The 17,076-nt window shown below is 54.7% G+C and carries 15 protein-coding genes; all 15 read left to right on the top strand.

Annotated elements, in window-relative coordinates:
- The first annotated feature begins 6 nt into the window (after positions 1-6).
- Positions 7-1,254, top strand: a complete 1,248-nt coding sequence (locus B5F07_RS01930; protein WP_087159603.1) for a Y-family DNA polymerase — start codon at positions 7-9, stop codon at positions 1,252-1,254.
- Positions 1,251-2,312, top strand: coding sequence for an acyltransferase (locus B5F07_RS01935; protein ID WP_087159604.1), 1,062 nt, complete (start codon positions 1,251-1,253; stop codon positions 2,310-2,312). Before B5F07_RS01930 ends, B5F07_RS01935 begins: the two co-directional genes overlap by 4 nt.
- A 122-nt stretch (positions 2,313-2,434) precedes the next feature.
- Complete coding sequence (locus tag B5F07_RS01940; protein ID WP_087159605.1) at positions 2,435-3,892, top strand: UDP-N-acetylmuramoyl-L-alanyl-D-glutamate--2,6-diaminopimelate ligase; 1,458 nt, start codon at positions 2,435-2,437, stop codon at positions 3,890-3,892.
- Between the two features lie 16 nt (positions 3,893-3,908).
- On the top strand, positions 3,909-6,137 hold the full coding sequence (priA, locus tag B5F07_RS01945) for a replication restart helicase PriA (protein ID WP_087159606.1): 2,229 nt from the start codon (positions 3,909-3,911) through the stop codon (positions 6,135-6,137).
- Positions 6,138-6,158: 21 nt separating this feature from the next.
- On the top strand, positions 6,159-6,644 hold the full coding sequence (gene def, locus B5F07_RS01950; protein WP_087159607.1) for a peptide deformylase: 486 nt from the start codon (positions 6,159-6,161) through the stop codon (positions 6,642-6,644).
- Between the two features lie 3 nt (positions 6,645-6,647).
- On the top strand, positions 6,648-7,586 hold the full coding sequence (fmt, locus tag B5F07_RS01955; protein ID WP_087159608.1) for a methionyl-tRNA formyltransferase: 939 nt from the start codon (positions 6,648-6,650) through the stop codon (positions 7,584-7,586).
- Between the two features lie 4 nt (positions 7,587-7,590).
- On the top strand, positions 7,591-8,298 hold the full coding sequence (locus tag B5F07_RS01960) for a zinc metallopeptidase (protein WP_087159609.1): 708 nt from the start codon (positions 7,591-7,593) through the stop codon (positions 8,296-8,298).
- On the top strand, positions 8,291-9,727 hold the full coding sequence (gene rsmB / locus B5F07_RS01965; RefSeq protein WP_087159766.1) for a 16S rRNA (cytosine(967)-C(5))-methyltransferase RsmB: 1,437 nt from the start codon (positions 8,291-8,293) through the stop codon (positions 9,725-9,727). The genes B5F07_RS01960 and rsmB overlap by 8 nt, the downstream gene beginning before the upstream one ends.
- 13 nt (positions 9,728-9,740) lie before the next feature.
- Positions 9,741-10,784 (top strand): 23S rRNA (adenine(2503)-C(2))-methyltransferase RlmN, encoded by a 1,044-nt coding sequence (gene rlmN, locus B5F07_RS01970; RefSeq protein ID WP_087159610.1) that lies wholly within the window; start codon positions 9,741-9,743, stop codon positions 10,782-10,784.
- 19 nt (positions 10,785-10,803) lie between these two features.
- Positions 10,804-11,547: a Stp1/IreP family PP2C-type Ser/Thr phosphatase gene (locus B5F07_RS01975; RefSeq protein WP_087159767.1), complete on the top strand. Its 744-nt coding sequence runs from the start codon at positions 10,804-10,806 to the stop codon at positions 11,545-11,547.
- Complete coding sequence (gene pknB, locus B5F07_RS01980; RefSeq protein ID WP_087159611.1) at positions 11,544-13,697, top strand: Stk1 family PASTA domain-containing Ser/Thr kinase; 2,154 nt, start codon at positions 11,544-11,546, stop codon at positions 13,695-13,697. The genes B5F07_RS01975 and pknB overlap by 4 nt, the downstream gene beginning before the upstream one ends.
- A gap of 20 nt (positions 13,698-13,717) precedes the next feature.
- Entirely contained in the window at positions 13,718-14,596 is an 879-nt protein-coding gene (gene rsgA / locus B5F07_RS01985; RefSeq protein WP_087159768.1) for a ribosome small subunit-dependent GTPase A, read from the top strand.
- A gap of 2 nt (positions 14,597-14,598) precedes the next feature.
- The gene (rpe, locus tag B5F07_RS01990; protein ID WP_087159612.1) at positions 14,599-15,261 is read left to right on the top strand and encodes a ribulose-phosphate 3-epimerase; all 663 of its coding nucleotides are present in this window, start codon (positions 14,599-14,601) and stop codon (positions 15,259-15,261) included.
- Positions 15,254-15,907 carry a thiamine diphosphokinase gene (locus B5F07_RS01995; RefSeq protein WP_087159613.1) on the top strand — a complete coding sequence of 218 codons (654 nt, stop codon included), beginning with the start codon at positions 15,254-15,256 and terminating at the stop codon, positions 15,905-15,907. Before rpe ends, B5F07_RS01995 begins: the two co-directional genes overlap by 8 nt.
- Before the next feature lie 52 nt (positions 15,908-15,959).
- A complete protein-coding gene (ychF, locus tag B5F07_RS02000) occupies positions 15,960-17,057 on the top strand; it encodes a redox-regulated ATPase YchF (RefSeq protein WP_087159614.1) in 1,098 nt (365 codons plus the stop codon).
- Positions 17,058-17,076 lie beyond the last annotated feature (19 nt).

Genomic DNA, 17,076 nt, shown 5'->3' on the forward strand with positions numbered 1-17,076 from the left:
CCCCGAATGACACCCATCATCTTTCATATTGATGTAAATTCCGCTTATCTCAGCTGGACAGCGGTAGAACAACTGAAAAACGGCGCACAGGTAGATTTGCGCGAGATACCTGCCATTATCGGCGGAGACCAGAAATCCCGCCACGGTGTGGTGCTCGCCAAGTCGCCTGCGGCGAAAAAGTATGGCATCCGCACGGGGGAACCTGTTGCGAATGCCTTTCGTAAGTGTCCGAATCTTGTCATGTATCCCCCGGATCATAAGATGTACCGGGAGAAGAGCCGGATGCTCATGGAGTATCTTCGGACATTTACGAAAGAGATCGAGCAGGTCAGTGTGGACGAGTGCTACATGGACTTTACCTCGATCGCAGGAAGATATCATTCGCCGGTGGATGGCGCCCTGGAGATCAAGGACGGAATCCGTGAGCGCTTCGGATTCACGGTAAATATCGGCATTTCCAACAACAAGCTTTTGGCGAAGATGGCATCGGATTTCGAGAAGCCGGACCGGATCCATACTCTTTTCCCGGAAGAAATTCAGGAGAAGATGTGGCCTCTGCCGGTCAGCGAACTCTACATGGCAGGGCGTTCCAGTGTAGAAGTCCTGAAAAAGTTGGAGATCAACACCATCGGGGATCTGGCACGGTCAGACCCCAGGCTCATAGAGCTCCACCTGAAAAGCCACGGGCGGATGCTCTGGGAGTTCGCTAACGGACGGGGAACTGCAGTCGTCCAGTCGGAGCCGGAACAGGCGAAGGGGATCGGCAACTCCACCACCCTTTCGGAGGATGCCTCCACGGAAGAAGAGGCGGATGCCGTCTTAAAGGAACTGGCGGAGAGCGTGGGACGCCGCCTGAAGAAGGCGGGGCAGAAAGCAGGGATGGTCAGTACGGAGATCAAGTATTACGACTTCCGCACCATTTCCCATCAGACTCAGCTCGAGCGGCCCACCTACGATCCGGAGGTTATATGGCGCACGGCATGTGCTCTGTTCCGGGAGATGTGGAACGGGCAGCCCGTGCGGCTTCTGGGAATCCGCACTTCCAAGCTTTCCGATGAGTCGGAGCCGGAACAGCTTACGATCTTTGATCTGAAGCCGCCGGAAGAACCGGACGAGAAGCATAAAAAGCTGAAAGCCGCCCTGGATGAGCTGAATACCCGCTACGGAAGCGGAGCGGTGATCAGGGCAAGCCTGATGAAACGGAACAGCCAAAGAGAAAAAACAGAGGAAACGGGCGGGAAGAGAAAGCTATGACAGAACATCAGAAAAGCGTCCGGCCGGAAAACAGGCCGGAAAAGAAAAAAAGCAAAAATTACAATCTCGAGCTGATTCGGATGATCTCCTTTGTCATGGTGATCGTCATCCATGTGACTAACTATTACTGCAGGGCTTACGGGGAGGTTACACAGGGAGAATACCTCTTTTCCCTGGCGCTAGACACGGCATCCAGGCTCAGTGTGCCCTGCTTTTTCATGATTACCGGGGCCCTTCTCCTGGGCAGGAGAGAGCCGCTGGGAAAGCATGCCCGCAGGCTTCTGCGGTTTGGGACAGTTCTCATAGTGTGGAGCCTGGTCTACTATCTCTGGAATACATTCTATATGGGTACGCCCTACGATCTCAGCGAGATCCTGTATACGCCGGTGGAGGCGCATCTCTGGTATCTCTATGCCATGATTCCCATCTATCTCGTCATGCCCTTCTTTCAGATTATGTGCGCCGGTATGAATCTGAGGATGGAGCGGGCGTTTCTTGTGGTGATCACGGCGGCTGTCATTTTCAACTATATCCTGACTCTGCAGCACGGGGAAGCGTATTATGATATTCCGCTGATCGGAGATCAGGTATATTCTTATTATGTTTTCATAGGATATTACATATATAAATACCGCAGGCATATCCGCATTGGGCAGGGAACCGCTTTCTTCGGGTGCATTTTCTGCCTGGCTGCAACGTTCGGTATCACCTGGGGCGTGACGGTGCTGCGCGGGGATCACTATGAGACGGCGCTGCAGTACGGAAGTCCGCTCCTTGTTCTGGCGGGCGCCCTGTTTTTCCTGTTCATGGTCCGGCTGAAAAAAGGGGATTATGTTCCGAACGCCGGGGCGAAGAAGGTTATTGATCTGTTCTGCGGATGTTCTTTCGGCATCTATCTGATCCATATTCTGTTTCTCGACAACTACAAGAAATATATGGAGCCCACGGATCTGCCGGCATGGATTGCCGTGCCCCTTCTGACGGCAGGGATCGCGGCGGTATCGCTTCTCTGCGTGTGGCTGCTTGGCAGAACACGGATCGGGAAAAAGATTACCTGACGGCATGATGCGCGGCCCTTCTGATACGGGTCTGCTGCACAGAGGGACTTTGCAAGAAAAGCAGGAGTATGGTATTCTATAGAAGTCGCGGTAGAAAAGATTCCGTTTAAGGAGGAACGGCTTTGGTATTAAAGCAGCTTATGGAACGTCTTGAGTACAGAGTGATACAGGGAAGCGGGGACACGGAAGTGACGGAACCGGTCAGTGTTTCGGATAAGGTGAATACCGGCGCGGTGTTTGTCTGTATCCGGGGACACAGGACCGACGGACACCGGTTTATTCCTGAGGCAGTGCGCAATGGTGCGGCGGCAGTGGTGGTGGAGAAGGCGGTGGCTGTGCCGGAGCATGTGACCGTCATCCGGGTGAAAGACACCAGATATGCCCTGGCGCTGATGTCTGCCGCTTACTATGGCTATCCGGCGGAGAAACTGAAAGTGATCGGCGTTACGGGGACGAAAGGGAAGACGACTACGGCGTATATGATCCGGTCTATTCTGATGAGTACCGGCCACAGAACCGGGCTGATCGGCACTGTGGAGGCGGTTGTGGGTGAAAAGCACTACCCTGCGGAAAATACGACTCCCGAGTCCAGTGAGATTCAGCGGTACTTTGCGGAGATGGTCAGCGCCGGGTGCGACAGCGTGGTGATGGAAGTGTCATCCCAGGGGCTGATGCTCCACCGGACGGCAGGGATCCCCTTTGAGATCGGTATTTTCACCAACCTGGGAAAGGATCATATCGGTCCCGGGGAACACAGGGATTTCGAGGACTACAAGCGCTGCAAGAGCCTGCTCTTTTCCCAGTGCAGGATCGGCATCGGCAACGTGGATGACCCTTATTTCAAAGATATTTTCCGCTCTGCCACATGCAAGGTAGAGACGGTGGGATTTTCGGAGAAGGCGGATCTGAGGGCGGAACAGCCCCGGTTCCTGTCAAGCCCCGGCTATCTGGGAGTGGCTTACCACGTCAGCGGGAAGATGGAGATGGACGTAGAGGTGGATATCCCCGGCAGGTTCAGCATTTACAATTCCCTTATGGCGATTGCGGTGTGCCGTCATTTTCAGGTGCCGGAGGAGAAGATACGGGAAGCTCTGAAGATCGTGCAGGTAAAGGGGCGCATTGAGATGGTGAAGGTGTCGGATCGTTTTACCCTGATGATCGACTATGCGCATAATGCCATGAGCCTTAAGAGTCTCCTGCTGACGCTCAGAGAGTATCAGCCGAAGCGTATTGTATGTCTCTTCGGCTGCGGGGGTAACCGCTCCAGGGACAGAAGATTTGAGATGGGGGAGGTCGCGGGGAAGCTTGCCGACCTGACCATTATCACATCAGATAACCCGCGCTACGAGGAGCCCCTTTCCATCATGGCGGACATCCGCGCCGGGATCGGGAGAACCGCGGGAAAATATGTGGAGATATGCGACCGGAAGGAAGCTATCCGCTACGCCATCACCCACGGACAGCCCGGCGATGTGATCGTTCTGGCGGGGAAAGGGCATGAGGACTACCAGGAAATCAAAGGAAAAAAGTATCCCATGGATGAGCGTGTGCTGATCCGGGAGATCCTGGCGGAATTGTAAGAAGAATGGTGAAAATGTGTTTGCAGATATTATTATAGATATACAGCATGAAAAACTGGATAAAATCTTTCAGTACCGGATTCCGGAGCGTCTGGAGCAGGAACTCCGCCCCGGGATGGAGGTGCTGGTGCCCTTCGGAAAGGGCAATCATCCCCGCAAGGGGTACGTCACCGGGATCGGGGAGACCTGTGATTACGATCTGTCCAAAGTCAAGGAGATCGTGGATATCTCCAGGGACAGCGTGGAGATCGAAGGCAGGCTGATCGCCCTGGCGGCATGGATGAAAGAGTATTACGGCGGAACCATGATCCAGGCATTAAAGACTGTCCTGCCTGTCCGGCAGAAGGAGAATGCCCGGGTGAAGAAGCGCCTGCGCCTTCTCCTTGACAAAGAGACGGGAAAGCGCCAGCTTGACTATTATCTGGAGAAAAACCAGAAGGCAAGGGCAAGGCTGATGGCAGCACTCCTGGATGATCCCATCCTGGAGTATGAACTGGTGACGAAGAAGCTCAATGTGTCCGCCTCCGTGATCCGTGCCCTGGAGGAACAGAATGTTCTGGCTGTGGAGGAGAAACAGGTCTACCGCAATCCGGTGAAGCAGACGGAAAAACAGAGCAGGGATATAACATTTACCGGGGAACAGAAGCATGTGACCGACAGTTTCCGGCAAGACTATACACAGGGGATCCGCAGGACCTATCTGCTCCACGGCGTCACCGGGAGCGGGAAAACGGAAGTATATATGGAGATGATCCGCACTGTGGTGGAACAGGGAAAACAGGCCATTGTCCTGATCCCGGAGATTGCCCTGACCTACCAGACTGTGATGCGGTTCTGCCGGTGTTTCGGGGACCGGGTCTCCATTATGAATTCCCGGCTTTCCCCGGGAGAACGGTATGATCAGCTCATGCGGGCAAAGGCGGGGGAGGTGGACGTGATGATCGGTCCCCGGTCCGCTCTGTTCACCCCGTTCCCGGATCTGGGGCTGATCGTCATCGACGAGGAGCATGAACCGACCTATAAGAGCGAGCAGACGCCCCGCTACCATGCCCGGGAGACGGCGGTAAAGCGGGCGCAGATGGAGAACGCCAGCGTGGTGCTCGGCAGTGCCACCCCGTCCCTGGAAGCCATGTACCGGGCGAGGAACGGGGAATATGTGCTCTTTGAGATGAAGAAACGCTCCCGGATGCAGAGCCTGGCTCATGTGGAGACCGTTGACATGCGGCAGGAGCTGATGAACGGCAACCGTTCGATCTTAAGCGCCAGGCTGCAGGAACTCATGGAGGAGCGTCTGGAGAGAAAGGAACAGATCATGCTGTTCCTGAACCGGCGGGGATATTCGGGATTTATCTCCTGCCGGGAGTGCGGCCATGTGGTGAAATGTCCCCACTGCGATGTGTCCCTGTCCGTTCACCGGGGCGGAAAGATGGTCTGCCACTACTGCGGATACACACAGCCCAGGGTGACGGAGTGTCCGGAGTGCGGCTCACGCCATATCGGGGAATTCCGGGCGGGAACCCAGCAGATCGAGGATATTGTGAAGATGCGTTTCCCGCAGGCACGGGTACTGCGCATGGATATGGACACCACCCGTCAGAAGGATTCCTACGAGAAGATACTCTCCGCTTTTGCAAACGAGGAGGCGGATATCCTGGTTGGAACCCAGATGATTGTAAAGGGGCATGATTTCCCGGGCGTCACCCTGGTGGGTGTCCTGGCTGCGGATATGTCCCTTTATACCGATGATTACCGCTCCGGGGAGCGGACATTCCAGCTCCTCGCCCAGGCGGCGGGAAGAGCAGGAAGAGGGGAGCGCCCCGGCGAGGTGGTGATCCAGACGTACAGTCCGGACCATCCGGTGATCCAGGCGGCGGCAGACCAGGATTATGCCCGGTTTTATGAGGAGGAGATCCGTTACCGGGAACTGATGGGATATCCCCCGGTGGAGAATCTTCTGGCGGTTCTGGCGGCAGGGGAAGATGAGGCGCTTCTTGAAAAAGGATGCCGCTATCTGAAGGAGTATGCCCTGCGCGTCCGGGGCAGGACCCAGGCGGCGGTAATCGGTCCGGCAAGTCCGGGAATCGACCGGATTAAAGATGTATACAGGAGAGTCCTCTATATAAAAGCGCCGGAATATGATACACTTGTAAGGATAAAGGACAGAATGGAACAATATATTGAAATTAATTCAGGGTTTAACCGGATCAGAATCCAGTTTGATTTTAATCCCATGAATATTTCATAAAGAGAGGAAGAGGAAAAGAAAATGGCAATCAGACAGGTAAGAGAAATCGGAGACGAGATACTGACAAAACAGTGCAAGGAAGTGACAAAGATGACCCTTCGCACGAAGATCCTCATCGGGGATATGCTGGAGACAATGTATGACAAGAACGGGGTAGGGCTTGCGGCTCCCCAGGTGGGCGTGCTCAAGAAAATCGTGGTCATCGATGTCGGGGAAGGTCCCATTGTACTGATCAATCCGGAGATTATCGAGACTTCCGGGGAGCAGACCGGAGAGGAAGGGTGCCTGAGTGTCCCGGGAAAATGGGGCTATGTGACCCGCCCGGATCACGTGAAGGTACGCGCGCTTGACAAGGAGATGAACCCGGTGGAGCTGGAGGGCGAGGGACTGCTTGCCCGTGCATTCTGCCACGAGATCGACCATCTTTCCGGACAGCTCTATGTGGATAAGACGGAAGACGGACTTCACGATGTGACTTATGAGGATGAAGAGGAAACGGAGGAATAGAGTATGCGGATTATTTTTATGGGTACGCCGGACTTCTCCGTGGGGACACTGGAAGCCCTCTGCGAGGCGGGACACGATGTGTGTCTGGCTGTGACCCAGCCGGACAAGCCGAAAGGACGGGGCAAAGAGATGCAGCCCACTCCGGTGAAGGAAGCGGCGCAGAAACACGGAATTCCGGTTTTTCAGCCGAAAAGAGTCCGGGAACCGGAGTGTGTGGAAGAACTGAAGAAATACAATGCGGATGTGATCGTGGTAGTGGCGTTCGGACAGATCCTTCCCAAAACGATTCTGGAGCTGACGCCTTACGGGTGTATTAACGTACATGCGTCCCTGCTTCCGAAATACCGCGGCGCGGCGCCCATCCAGTGGTCCATCATCGAGGGCGAGGCTGTGACAGGGGTTACCACCATGCAGATGGATGAGGGACTGGACACGGGAGACATGCTCCTGAAGACAGAAGTTCCCATTGCAGAGGATGAGACAGGCGGGAGCCTTCACGATAAACTCTCGGCAGCAGGCGCGGCGCTCTGCGTGGAGACGCTGGCCGCTCTCGAAAACCATACGGTTTCTCCGCAGAAACAGGGGGATTCACCGACCGCTTATGCAAAGATGCTGGACAAGAAAATGGGAGATATCGACTGGAATGATTCCGCCCGGCGCATCGAGCGTCTGGTGCGCGCTTTAAGTCCCTGGCCCAGCGCCTACACCCGCTGGGGCGACCGGGTTATGAAGATCTGGCGCGCCGGGGCGGAGCCGGGTGAAACTGCTGAAGCGGCTCCCGGGACAGTTGTCGCTGTCGGGAAAGACAGTTTCTCCGTGCAGACGGGGGACGGGATTCTGAAAGTGTATGAACTGCAGATCCCGGGTAAGAAAAGGATGGAAACCGGTGCTTTCCTGAGAGGGTATGCGATGGAGAGGGGAACAATATTTACGCGAGGGTGATATTATGTTCTACTATTATTTTGATCCGACCTATATTCTTGTGGTCATCGGAGTGCTGATCTGTCTGGCGGCCTCCGCCAGGGTGAGAAGTGTTTTTGGCAGATATTCGCAGGTGAGAAGTTATTCCGGCCTGACCGGGCGGGAGGCGGCAGAGCAGATCCTGCGCAGAAACGGGATCTATGATGTGCGGGTGGTCCACATACCGGGAAACCTGACAGATCACTACGATCCCCGCAACAGGACGCTGGGGCTTTCCGACACGGTGTATGGCTCCAGTTCTGTGGCAGCCATCGGAGTTGCGGCCCATGAGTGCGGGCATGCCGTACAGCACGCGGAGGGATATACGCCGCTTGCCATCCGGGGCGCCCTTGTCCCGGTGGCGAATTTCGGCTCCAGCCTGGCCTGGCCGCTGATCCTCATCGGACTGCTGATTAACAGTCAGGTGTCCGTGCTGCTGATCGATCTGGGGATTATTCTTTTCTCGGCGGCAGTGCTTTTTCAGCTGGTGACCCTTCCCGTGGAGTTCAATGCGTCGGGAAGAGCCGTGAAAGTGCTGGAAAGCTCCGGGATGCTCCGGGGCGATGAAGTGGGGGAAGTGAAGAAGGTGCTGGGGGCGGCTGCTCTGACTTACGTGGCGGGCGCAGCCTCTGCGATCCTGCAGCTTCTGCGTCTCCTTATCATAACAGGAGGAAGAAGAAGGAATGATGAATAAGCCGGTAAATGAACGGGAGATTGTCCTGGGAATCCTCATGGAAATCACGGAGAACGGGACGTTCAGCCATGTGATCCTGCGGGAAGTGCTGGGGAAATACCAGTACCTTCCAAGGCGGGAGCGCGCCTTTATCACCCGGGTGACAGAGGGAACCCTGGAACATCTGATCGAGATCGACTATATTCTGGATCATGTCTCGAAAGTGAAGGTGAAGAAGATGAAGGCGGTGATCCGCAATATCCTGCGGATGTCCGTGTATCAGCTTAAATTTATGGACAGTGTGCCGGACCGCGCCGTGTGCAGCGAGGCGGTGAAGCTTGCCGGGCGGAAAGGCTTTATTAATTTAAAAGGCTTCGTAAACGGAGTGCTTAGAAATGTGGCGAGGCAGATGGATGAGATCCCATATCCCGAAGATCCGACGGCGGCCCTCTCTGTCCGGTATTCCTGCCCGGAGTGGATCATCCGTTACTGGCAGAAGACGTGGAGCGGGGATGTGATTGAAAAGATTCTGGAGGATTTCCAGAGGGAAAAGCCTCTTACCGTCCGCTGCTGTCTGGACCGGACCACGCCGGAGCGGCTGAAGGAGCAGTTTGCCCGGGAGGGGGTGCGGGCAGAGACACACCCGTATCTGCCTTACGCCCTGTGCATCAGCGGTTTTGATCATCTTGAGGCACTGGAAAGTTTCCGGGAGGGAATGTTTGCCGTGCAGGATATCAGCTCCATGCTGGCAGGAGAGATCGCAGATCCCCGGAAGGATGATTTTGTCATCGATGTATGTGCCGCACCCGGCGGCAAGGCCCTTCATGTGGCGGAAAAGCTCGCCCTGGCAGGCGGCGGCAGAGTGGAGGCGCGGGACATCAGCGGGCGGAAGGTGGAGCTGATCCGTGAGAATATCCGCCGGTTATCCGGAGCTGCCGGGGCGGGGAATCCGGCGATGTCGGGAAATGTGGCGGTGGATGCGGTGTGCATGGACGCTGCGGTTTTGGATGAGGCGTCCGTGGGAAAAGCGGATCTTGTCATTGCGGATCTGCCCTGTTCCGGTCTGGGCGTCCTGGGAAAGAAACCGGATCTGAAATACCGGGTGACACAGGAGAGTGTTGAGGAGCTGGCACAGCTCCAGAGGAAAATCTTGACCTGCGCCCGGGAGTACGTGAAGCCGGGCGGTGTGCTGCTCTACAGCACATGTACCATCAGCCGGGCGGAAAATATGGACAATGTTCACTGGTTCCTGGAACAGTTCCCTGAGTTCGCGCCGGATCCCATCGGGGAGAGGCTCTGCCCGGAACTCAGGGACAGTGTGCAGGAGGAGGGCTGTATCCAGCTCCTTCCCGGGGTACATAAATGTGACGGATTTTTTATTGCACGGTTAAAGAAGAAAGCGGAAGCGGGGAAAGAAGAGGGAACCTGCTCCGGAAAAACAGAAAAATGAGGAATGCTGCATCATGAAGAAAGATATCCGGTCTATGGACTATGAAGAACTGAATACGGAGATACAGAATCTGGGAGAGAAATCTTTCCGGGCACGGCAGATCTACGAGTGGCTCCATGTAAAGCTTGCAGGAGATTTTGAAGAGATGACGAATCTCTCCAAGGCACTCCGCGCACGCCTGGAAGAGTCGTATGAGATCCTTCCCGTGGAGATGCTGGAAAGGCAGATCTCGAAGATCGACGGGACCAACAAGTTCCTCTTCCGTCTGCACGATGGGAACGTGGTGGAGAGCGTGCTGATGTACTATAAGCACGGCAACTCCGTATGCATTTCCTCCCAGGCGGGATGCCGGATGGGATGCGCCTTCTGCGCCTCCACCATCGGCGGGCTGAAACGGAATCTTACAGCCTCGGAAATGTTGGGGCAGGTCTACCAGATCCAGAAGATCAGCGGGGAGCGGGTATCCAATGTGGTGATTATGGGAACCGGCGAACCTCTGGATAATTACGATAATTTCCTCAGATTCGTCCGCATGCTCACGGATGAGCACGGCCTTCACATCAGCCAGAGAAATGTAACCGTCTCCACCTGCGGCATTGTCCCGAAGATCCGGGCGCTGGCGGACGAGAAGCTTCAGATCACCCTGGCTCTTTCCCTCCACGGCTCCACCCAGGAAAAGCGGAGAAAACTGATGCCGGTGGCAAACAAATACGACCTTGCGGAGGTGCTGGCAGCCTGTGACGAATATTTTGAGAAGACCGGGCGCCGCGTCACTTTCGAGTACAGTCTGGTGCACGGGGTAAACGACACGCCGGAGGATGTCCGCGAGCTGACTGCGATCTTAAAACCCCGGAGCTGCCACCTCAATCTGATCCCGGTGAACCCGGTCCGGGAGAGAAATTTTGTACGCCCGGACAGGAAAAATGCCCTGAATTTCAAAAATAATCTTGAAAAAAGCGGAATAAATGTTACTATAAGAAGGGAAATGGGCTCTGATATCGACGGAGCCTGTGGACAGCTCAGACTCCGCTATGCGGATGCTGAAACGGATCAATGACGGAGATAAGGAGAAGATTATGAGGACATTTTCAATTACAGACGTAGGAATGGTACGACAGGTGAATCAGGATTATGTCTATACGACGGACCGGCCGCTCGGCATTCTCCGGAACCTCTTCGTCGTGGCAGACGGTATGGGCGGACATCAGGCAGGAGACTATGCTTCCAAATATACGGTGGAAGTCTTAAAACGCGAGCTGAAAAAGAGCGAGGGCGAGGACGTGGAGAAGGTGCTTGTGGGCGCCATCAAGACCGCAAACCGGGAGATTATCCGGGAGGCTTCCAAAGATGTGCATCTCAAAGGGATGGGCACCACCGTGGTGGCGGCGACCATCATCAACCAGATGATGTATTTCGCCAATGTGGGGGACAGCCGCCTCTATCTGATCAATCAGGGGATCCAGCAGCTGACGAAGGACCACTCCCTTGTGGAGGAGATGGTGAGGCTGGGAGGAATCAAGCCGGAGGAGGCAAAGCATCATCCGGACAAGAACATCATCACCAGGGCCATCGGCGCAAAGGCGGACGTGGATGTTGACTTTTATGAGCACCGTCTGAAAAGGGGAGACATCATACTGATGTGTACGGACGGACTGAGCAATATGGTGGAGGACGAGGAACTCTTCCACATCGTGCAGGGAGGAAGGGATATTGTAGAATCAGCGCAGGCGCTGGTGGAAGCCGCGAAGGAGAACGGCGGTACGGACAACATCGGTGTTGTTCTGGTGGAACCGTTTGCGGATGAGGAGAGTGTATTATGATCAAGGAAGGCGTATTTTTAGGGAAGAGATATGAGATACTGGGACGGATCGGTTCCGGCGGTATGGCGGATGTCTACAAGGGCAAAGACCATAAGCTGAACCGGTACGTGGCGATAAAAGTGCTGAAAAGTGATTACCGCACGGACAAGGTGTTTATCCAGAAGTTTTTAAGCGAGGCACAGGCTGCGGCAGGCCTGATGCACCCAAACGTGGTAAATGTCTACGATGTGGGCCAGGACCGGGGGCTTTACTATATGGTAATGGAACTGGTCGAGGGAATCACGCTGAAAGATTATATTGAGAAGAAAGGAAAGCTTTCAGCGAAGGAGACGATCAGCATCTCGATTCAGATGGTGACAGGACTCCAGGCAGCTCACAACCAGCATATCATACACCGGGATATCAAACCCCAGAACATTATTATTTCAAAAGAAGGAAAAGTAAAGGTAACAGATTTCGGAATTGCCCGTGCGACAACGTCCACCCAGACGATCAGCACGAGCGTGATGGGATCTGTGCATTATACATCCCCCGAACAGGCAAGGGGCGGAGTCGTGGATCAGAAGAGCGATATCTACTCCGTCGGTATCACCATGTACGAGATGGTGACAGGACATGTTCCCTTTGACGGGGATTCCACGGTGTCCGTGGCGCTCAAGCATCTGCAGGAGGAGATCAAGTCTCCGGCGGAGGAAGTGCCGGATATTCCGTACAGCCTGGAATGTATTATTATGAAATGTACCCAGAAGAACCCGGAGCGCAGATATCACGACTGCGAATCTCTTCTTCTGGATCTGAAGCGGTCCCTGGTGGATCCGGACGGCGATTTCGTTGTCACGGGAGGCGCTGCAGCGGCGTCAGCCGGGAATTCAGACCGCACGGTGGTCATGTCAACGGAGGAACTCTCCGAGCTTCAGAAGCGCAGCCATCTGAATGATGATGACGATTATGATGAGGATGAAGATTCCGACTACGACGAAGAGGAAGACGGCGACGACTATGACGAGGATGAGGACGACAGAAGGGAGAGGGTGAACCGGAGCCGCAGCAGAGGGCGCGGAAGAAATGACGTGAATCCCGACACCAGGAAAGTCATGCGGATTCTGATGATCGTGGCAGGTGTCGTGATCGCCCTTCTCGTGATCTTCCTTGTGGCAAATGCTTTCGGCGCGTTCAGTACACCGGGACTTGCCACCAAGCAGGAAGAAGAACAGGTGGATGTGCCGGATCTCCGCGGCATGACCGTGGAGGAAGCGAACGATTATCTGAAGGAGAACCGCGATACCTATCCGGTCGGTATCCGGCAGAACGGAACGATGCCTTCCAGCGAGTATAAGGAAGGACAGATCATGTCCCAGGATCCCACACCCGGGGAGAAAGTCGATGCAAACACTACGATCTATGTGGTGGTCAGCTCCGGCGAAGAACCCAAGACGGTTAATGTCCCCAACGTGGTCGGAGAGAAAGAAGCGGATGCAGAGCGGATGATCCGGGATGCAAACCTTACGGTGGCGAAAGATTCCGACTACAGCTCAGAGTATGAGGCGGGAACGGTAATGTCCTGCTCGCCGGATCAGGGAACGGAAGTAGAGGAAGGCTCCACAGTTAAGATTGTGGTAAGCCTGGGACAGGAACAGGTGGAAGTGCCGAACCTGAAAAACCAGACGGCGGATGACGCGGCAGGCGCCCTGTCTTCCAGAGGGCTGAACGGAAATCCGTCTTATGAATACAGCGACAGTGTGGCGGAAGGATATGTAATCTCCCAGGATCCGTCCGCAGGAAGCCATGTGAACCCGGGTACGACGGTCAGCTATGTGGTGAGCCGGGGACCGGAAAATGTGACAGTTCCCAATGTGATCGGCGCGGACAGCGAGTCGGCGGAGGAAGACCTTTTAGCTGCGGGACTCAAACCGGTATATGCCGGCTACGAGACAAGTAGCAGACCGGCGGACCAGGTATGCCGGCTGTCCTATGATCCGGGAACTTCCGTGGCACCGGGTACGACGGTGCGCTACTGGATCAGCAGCGGTCCGGAGACAGGCGGCTCAGGCGGTTCCGGGAATACCGGAGACGGCGGTTCCGGAAGTGATTCAGATAATACCGGAGGCTCCGACGGGGAGAACACCGGAAGCGGGAGTCAGCAGGAATGACCGGAGCGGACGATCGTATGATACAGGGGAAAATTGTAAAAGGAATTGCCGGATTCTACTACGTCCACGTAGTGGAATCCGGTGTTTATGAGTGTAAGGCAAAAGGAATCTTCCGCAAAGACGGGATCAAGCCTCTTGTGGGAGACAATGTGGAGATCGAGATCCTGGATGAGAAGGACATGGAAGGAAACATTACGGAGATCCTTCCCAGGAAAAATGAACTGATCCGCCCGGCAGTGGCGAATATCGATCAGGCGCTTGTGGTGTTTGCGGTGAAAGAGCCGGACCCCCATTTCAATCTTCTGGACCGTTTCCTGGTCATGATGGAGAGCAAGGGTATCCCGGCGGTTCTCTGTTTTAACAAGGCGGATGACGGCCGTGAGGAACAGGCGGAGGAACTGCGGCGCATCTATGAAGGCTGCGGCTGCACGGTACTCTTTACCAGTGCAAAGGAAGAGAAAAACATTGAGGAGCTGTCGGCTCTTCTGAAAGGGAAGACAACTGCCATCGCCGGGCCTTCCGGCGTGGGGAAATCATCTCTGATCAATCTGCTTCAGGATGAGGTCAGGATGGAGACGGGAAGCATCAGCCGGAAGATTGCAAGGGGAAAACATACAACCCGCCACGCCGAGCTGATTGTGATCGGCGATGACTCCTATATTATGGATACGCCGGGATTCAGTTCCCTCTATGTCAATGATTTTGAGAAGGAGGAACTGAAATATTACTTCCCGGAGTTTGCCCCCTATGAGGGAAAGTGCCGGTTCCACGGCTGCGATCACATCCATGAGCCGGGATGTGCGGTGAAAGAAGCGGTGGAAGAAGGCAGAATACATAAGATCCGGTATGCGGACTATGAGGAGATGTACCGGGAACTGAAGGAAAGAAAGAGGTATTAGGAATGAAAATGATTTTGGCGCCGTCCATACTGTCGGCGGATTTCAGGATTCTTGGAGAACAGCTCAGAGAGACGGAGCGCGCAGGAGCCGGGTATATCCATTTTGATGTGATGGACGGGATCTTCGTGCCGAGCATTTCTTTCGGAATGCCGGTTCTTTCCTCCATCCGTGGAACGACCGGCCAGACCATGGACGTGCATCTTATGGTGACAGAGCCGGTCCGGTATGTGGAGGAATTCGCCAGGTGCGGCGCGGATATTATTACGGTCCACCTGGAAGCGTGTGAAGATCCGGGGGCTGCTCTCGACCGGATTCACAGCTGCGGCGTCAGGGCGGGGATTTCCATCAAGCCGGGGACTGCCGTGGAGGAGCTGATCCCCTATCTTGACCGGGCGGAGATGTTCCTGATCATGAGCGTTGAGCCGGGCAGAGGCGGTCAGAAGTTTATTCCGGAGTCGCTGGAACGGATCCGGAAACTCAGAAACCTTCTGGATGAGCGGGGGATTGAAGCCGATATTGAGGTGGACGGCGGAATCTACCACTCCAATGTCGGGGAGGTCATAGATGCCGGGGCAAATGTGCTTGTCTCCGGCTCGGGAGTGTTTAACGGGGATGTAGAAAAGAATACAGCAGATTTTATGGAGATATTGAGAAGATATGAGTAAAAGAACTGTAATTGTAAGCGGAGGTATGCTGGAGGAGGATTTTGTCCTCCCGATTTTGAAAAGCGAGGACACAGAGTTTGTCATCGGCGTGGACCGGGGACTTGTTTTCCTTTATGAGCACGGGATCCGCCCGGACTACATCGTAGGGGATTTTGACAGTGTCCCCCGCAAGCTTGTAAACTATTACCGGGAAGAACTGGATGTGCCGATAAGGGAGTTTAATCCGGTCAAAGATGCTTCCGATACGGAGATCGCCCTGCGGCTCTGCATCGGTTTGAGAAGACGTGAAATCTGGATTCTCGGGGGAACCGGCAACCGGATCGACCACCTGTGGGCGAACGTGCAGTGCCTGCAGATCGCACTGGACGCCGGTGTGGAGGCCCGTATCGTGGACAGCCACAATCAGATCCGCCTTCTGGACAGAGGGATCACGCTGAAAAGAGAAGAGGCATTCGGCCCCTTTTTCTCACTGTTTCCCCTGGAACTTCCGGTGGAGGATTTCAATATCAAAGGAGCCAAGTATCCCCTTAAGAACCATATACTCAGACCCTGTGACAGTCTCTGTGTGAGCAATGAGTTCGAAGCGGATGAGGTGGAGATCTCATTCGTGTACGGGCATGTGATCCTCATGGAGACGAGGGACTGAGAAAAATAACGGAGCTGAGGCGCGAAATAATATACAAGGAGAGTTAATTCATATGAAGCTGGGAATCGTCGGATTACCAAATGTAGGAAAAAGTACACTGTTTAATTCACTGACAAAGGCGGGAGCAGAGTCGGCAAACTATCCGTTCTGTACCATCGACCCCAATGTGGGCGTGGTTGCGGTGCCGGACGAGCGGCTCAATGTTCTCGGAGAGATGTACCACACGAAAAAAATCATACCGGCAACCATTGAGTTTGTCGATATTGCAGGTCTGGTGAAAGGGGCTTCCAAAGGGGAAGGCCTGGGGAACCAGTTTCTTGCAAATATCCGCGAGGTGGACGCCATTGTCCATGTTGTGAGATGCTTTGAGAACAGCAATATCGTCCATGTGGACGGAAGCATCGACCCTATGCGTGATATCGAGACCATCAATCTGGAGCTGATTTTCTCCGATCTGGAGATTCTGGAGAGAAGAATCGCCAAGACAGTCAAACTTTCCCGCAATGACAAGACAGCGGCGAAAGAGCTGGATCTGCTCAACCGGATCAAGGCTCATCTGGAGGACAACAAACTGGCGAAGACCTTCACTACAGACGATGAGGACGAGCAGGCGTGGCTTGCAGGCTACAACCTTCTGACCGCAAAACCGGTGATCTTCGCGGCAAATGTCTCCGAGGATGACCTTGCGGATGACGGCGCATCCAATGCGGGCGTTCAGGCAGTGCGCGAGTACGCACAGAAGGAGGACTGCGAAGTATTTGTCGTGTGCGCGGAGATCGAGGAAGAGATTTCCGAACTGGACGATGAGGAGAAGAAGATGTTCCTGGATGATCTGGGATTAAAGGAGTCGGGCCTTGAAAAACTGATCCGCGCAAGCTATCATCTTCTCGGACTGATCAGCTACCTGACCGCAGGAGAGCCGGAAGTCAGGGCGTGGACGATCACGAAAGGCACGAAGGCACCTCAGGCGGCGGGCAAGATCCACTCCGATTTCGAGCGCGGATTTATCCGTGCCGAGGTGGTGAGCTATGACGATCTGATCGCCTGCGGTTCCCACACGGCGGCGAAGGAGAAAGGCCTGATCCGCCTGGAAGGAAAAGACTATGTTGTGCAGGACGGCGATATCATGCTGTTCCGGTTCAATGTGTAGGAAAAGCATGTGGGGGAAA

It is taken from the genome of Lachnoclostridium sp. An169 (genome assembly GCF_002160525.1).
Lineage (GTDB): Bacteria > Bacillota > Clostridia > Lachnospirales > Lachnospiraceae > Mediterraneibacter > Mediterraneibacter cottocaccae.

Excerpts from the sequence above, each read along its gene's own strand:
- B5F07_RS01930 (WP_087159603.1), top strand. The coding sequence starts at position 7 with ATGACACCCATCATCTTTCATATTGATGTAAATTCCGCTTATCTCAGC.
- B5F07_RS01935 (WP_087159604.1), top strand. The coding sequence starts at position 1,251 with ATGACAGAACATCAGAAAAGCGTCCGGCCGGAAAACAGGCCGGAAAAG.
- def (WP_087159607.1), top strand. The coding sequence starts at position 6,159 with ATGGCAATCAGACAGGTAAGAGAAATCGGAGACGAGATACTGACAAAA.
- fmt (WP_087159608.1), top strand. The coding sequence starts at position 6,648 with ATGCGGATTATTTTTATGGGTACGCCGGACTTCTCCGTGGGGACACTG.
- B5F07_RS01960 (WP_087159609.1), top strand. The coding sequence starts at position 7,591 with ATGTTCTACTATTATTTTGATCCGACCTATATTCTTGTGGTCATCGGA.
- rsmB (WP_087159766.1), top strand. The coding sequence starts at position 8,291 with ATGAATAAGCCGGTAAATGAACGGGAGATTGTCCTGGGAATCCTCATG.
- rlmN (WP_087159610.1), top strand. The coding sequence starts at position 9,741 with ATGAAGAAAGATATCCGGTCTATGGACTATGAAGAACTGAATACGGAG.
- B5F07_RS01975 (WP_087159767.1), top strand. The coding sequence starts at position 10,804 with ATGAGGACATTTTCAATTACAGACGTAGGAATGGTACGACAGGTGAAT.
- pknB (WP_087159611.1), top strand. The coding sequence starts at position 11,544 with ATGATCAAGGAAGGCGTATTTTTAGGGAAGAGATATGAGATACTGGGA.
- rpe (WP_087159612.1), top strand. The coding sequence starts at position 14,599 with ATGAAAATGATTTTGGCGCCGTCCATACTGTCGGCGGATTTCAGGATT.
- B5F07_RS01995 (WP_087159613.1), top strand. The coding sequence starts at position 15,254 with ATGAGTAAAAGAACTGTAATTGTAAGCGGAGGTATGCTGGAGGAGGAT.
- ychF (WP_087159614.1), top strand. The coding sequence starts at position 15,960 with ATGAAGCTGGGAATCGTCGGATTACCAAATGTAGGAAAAAGTACACTG.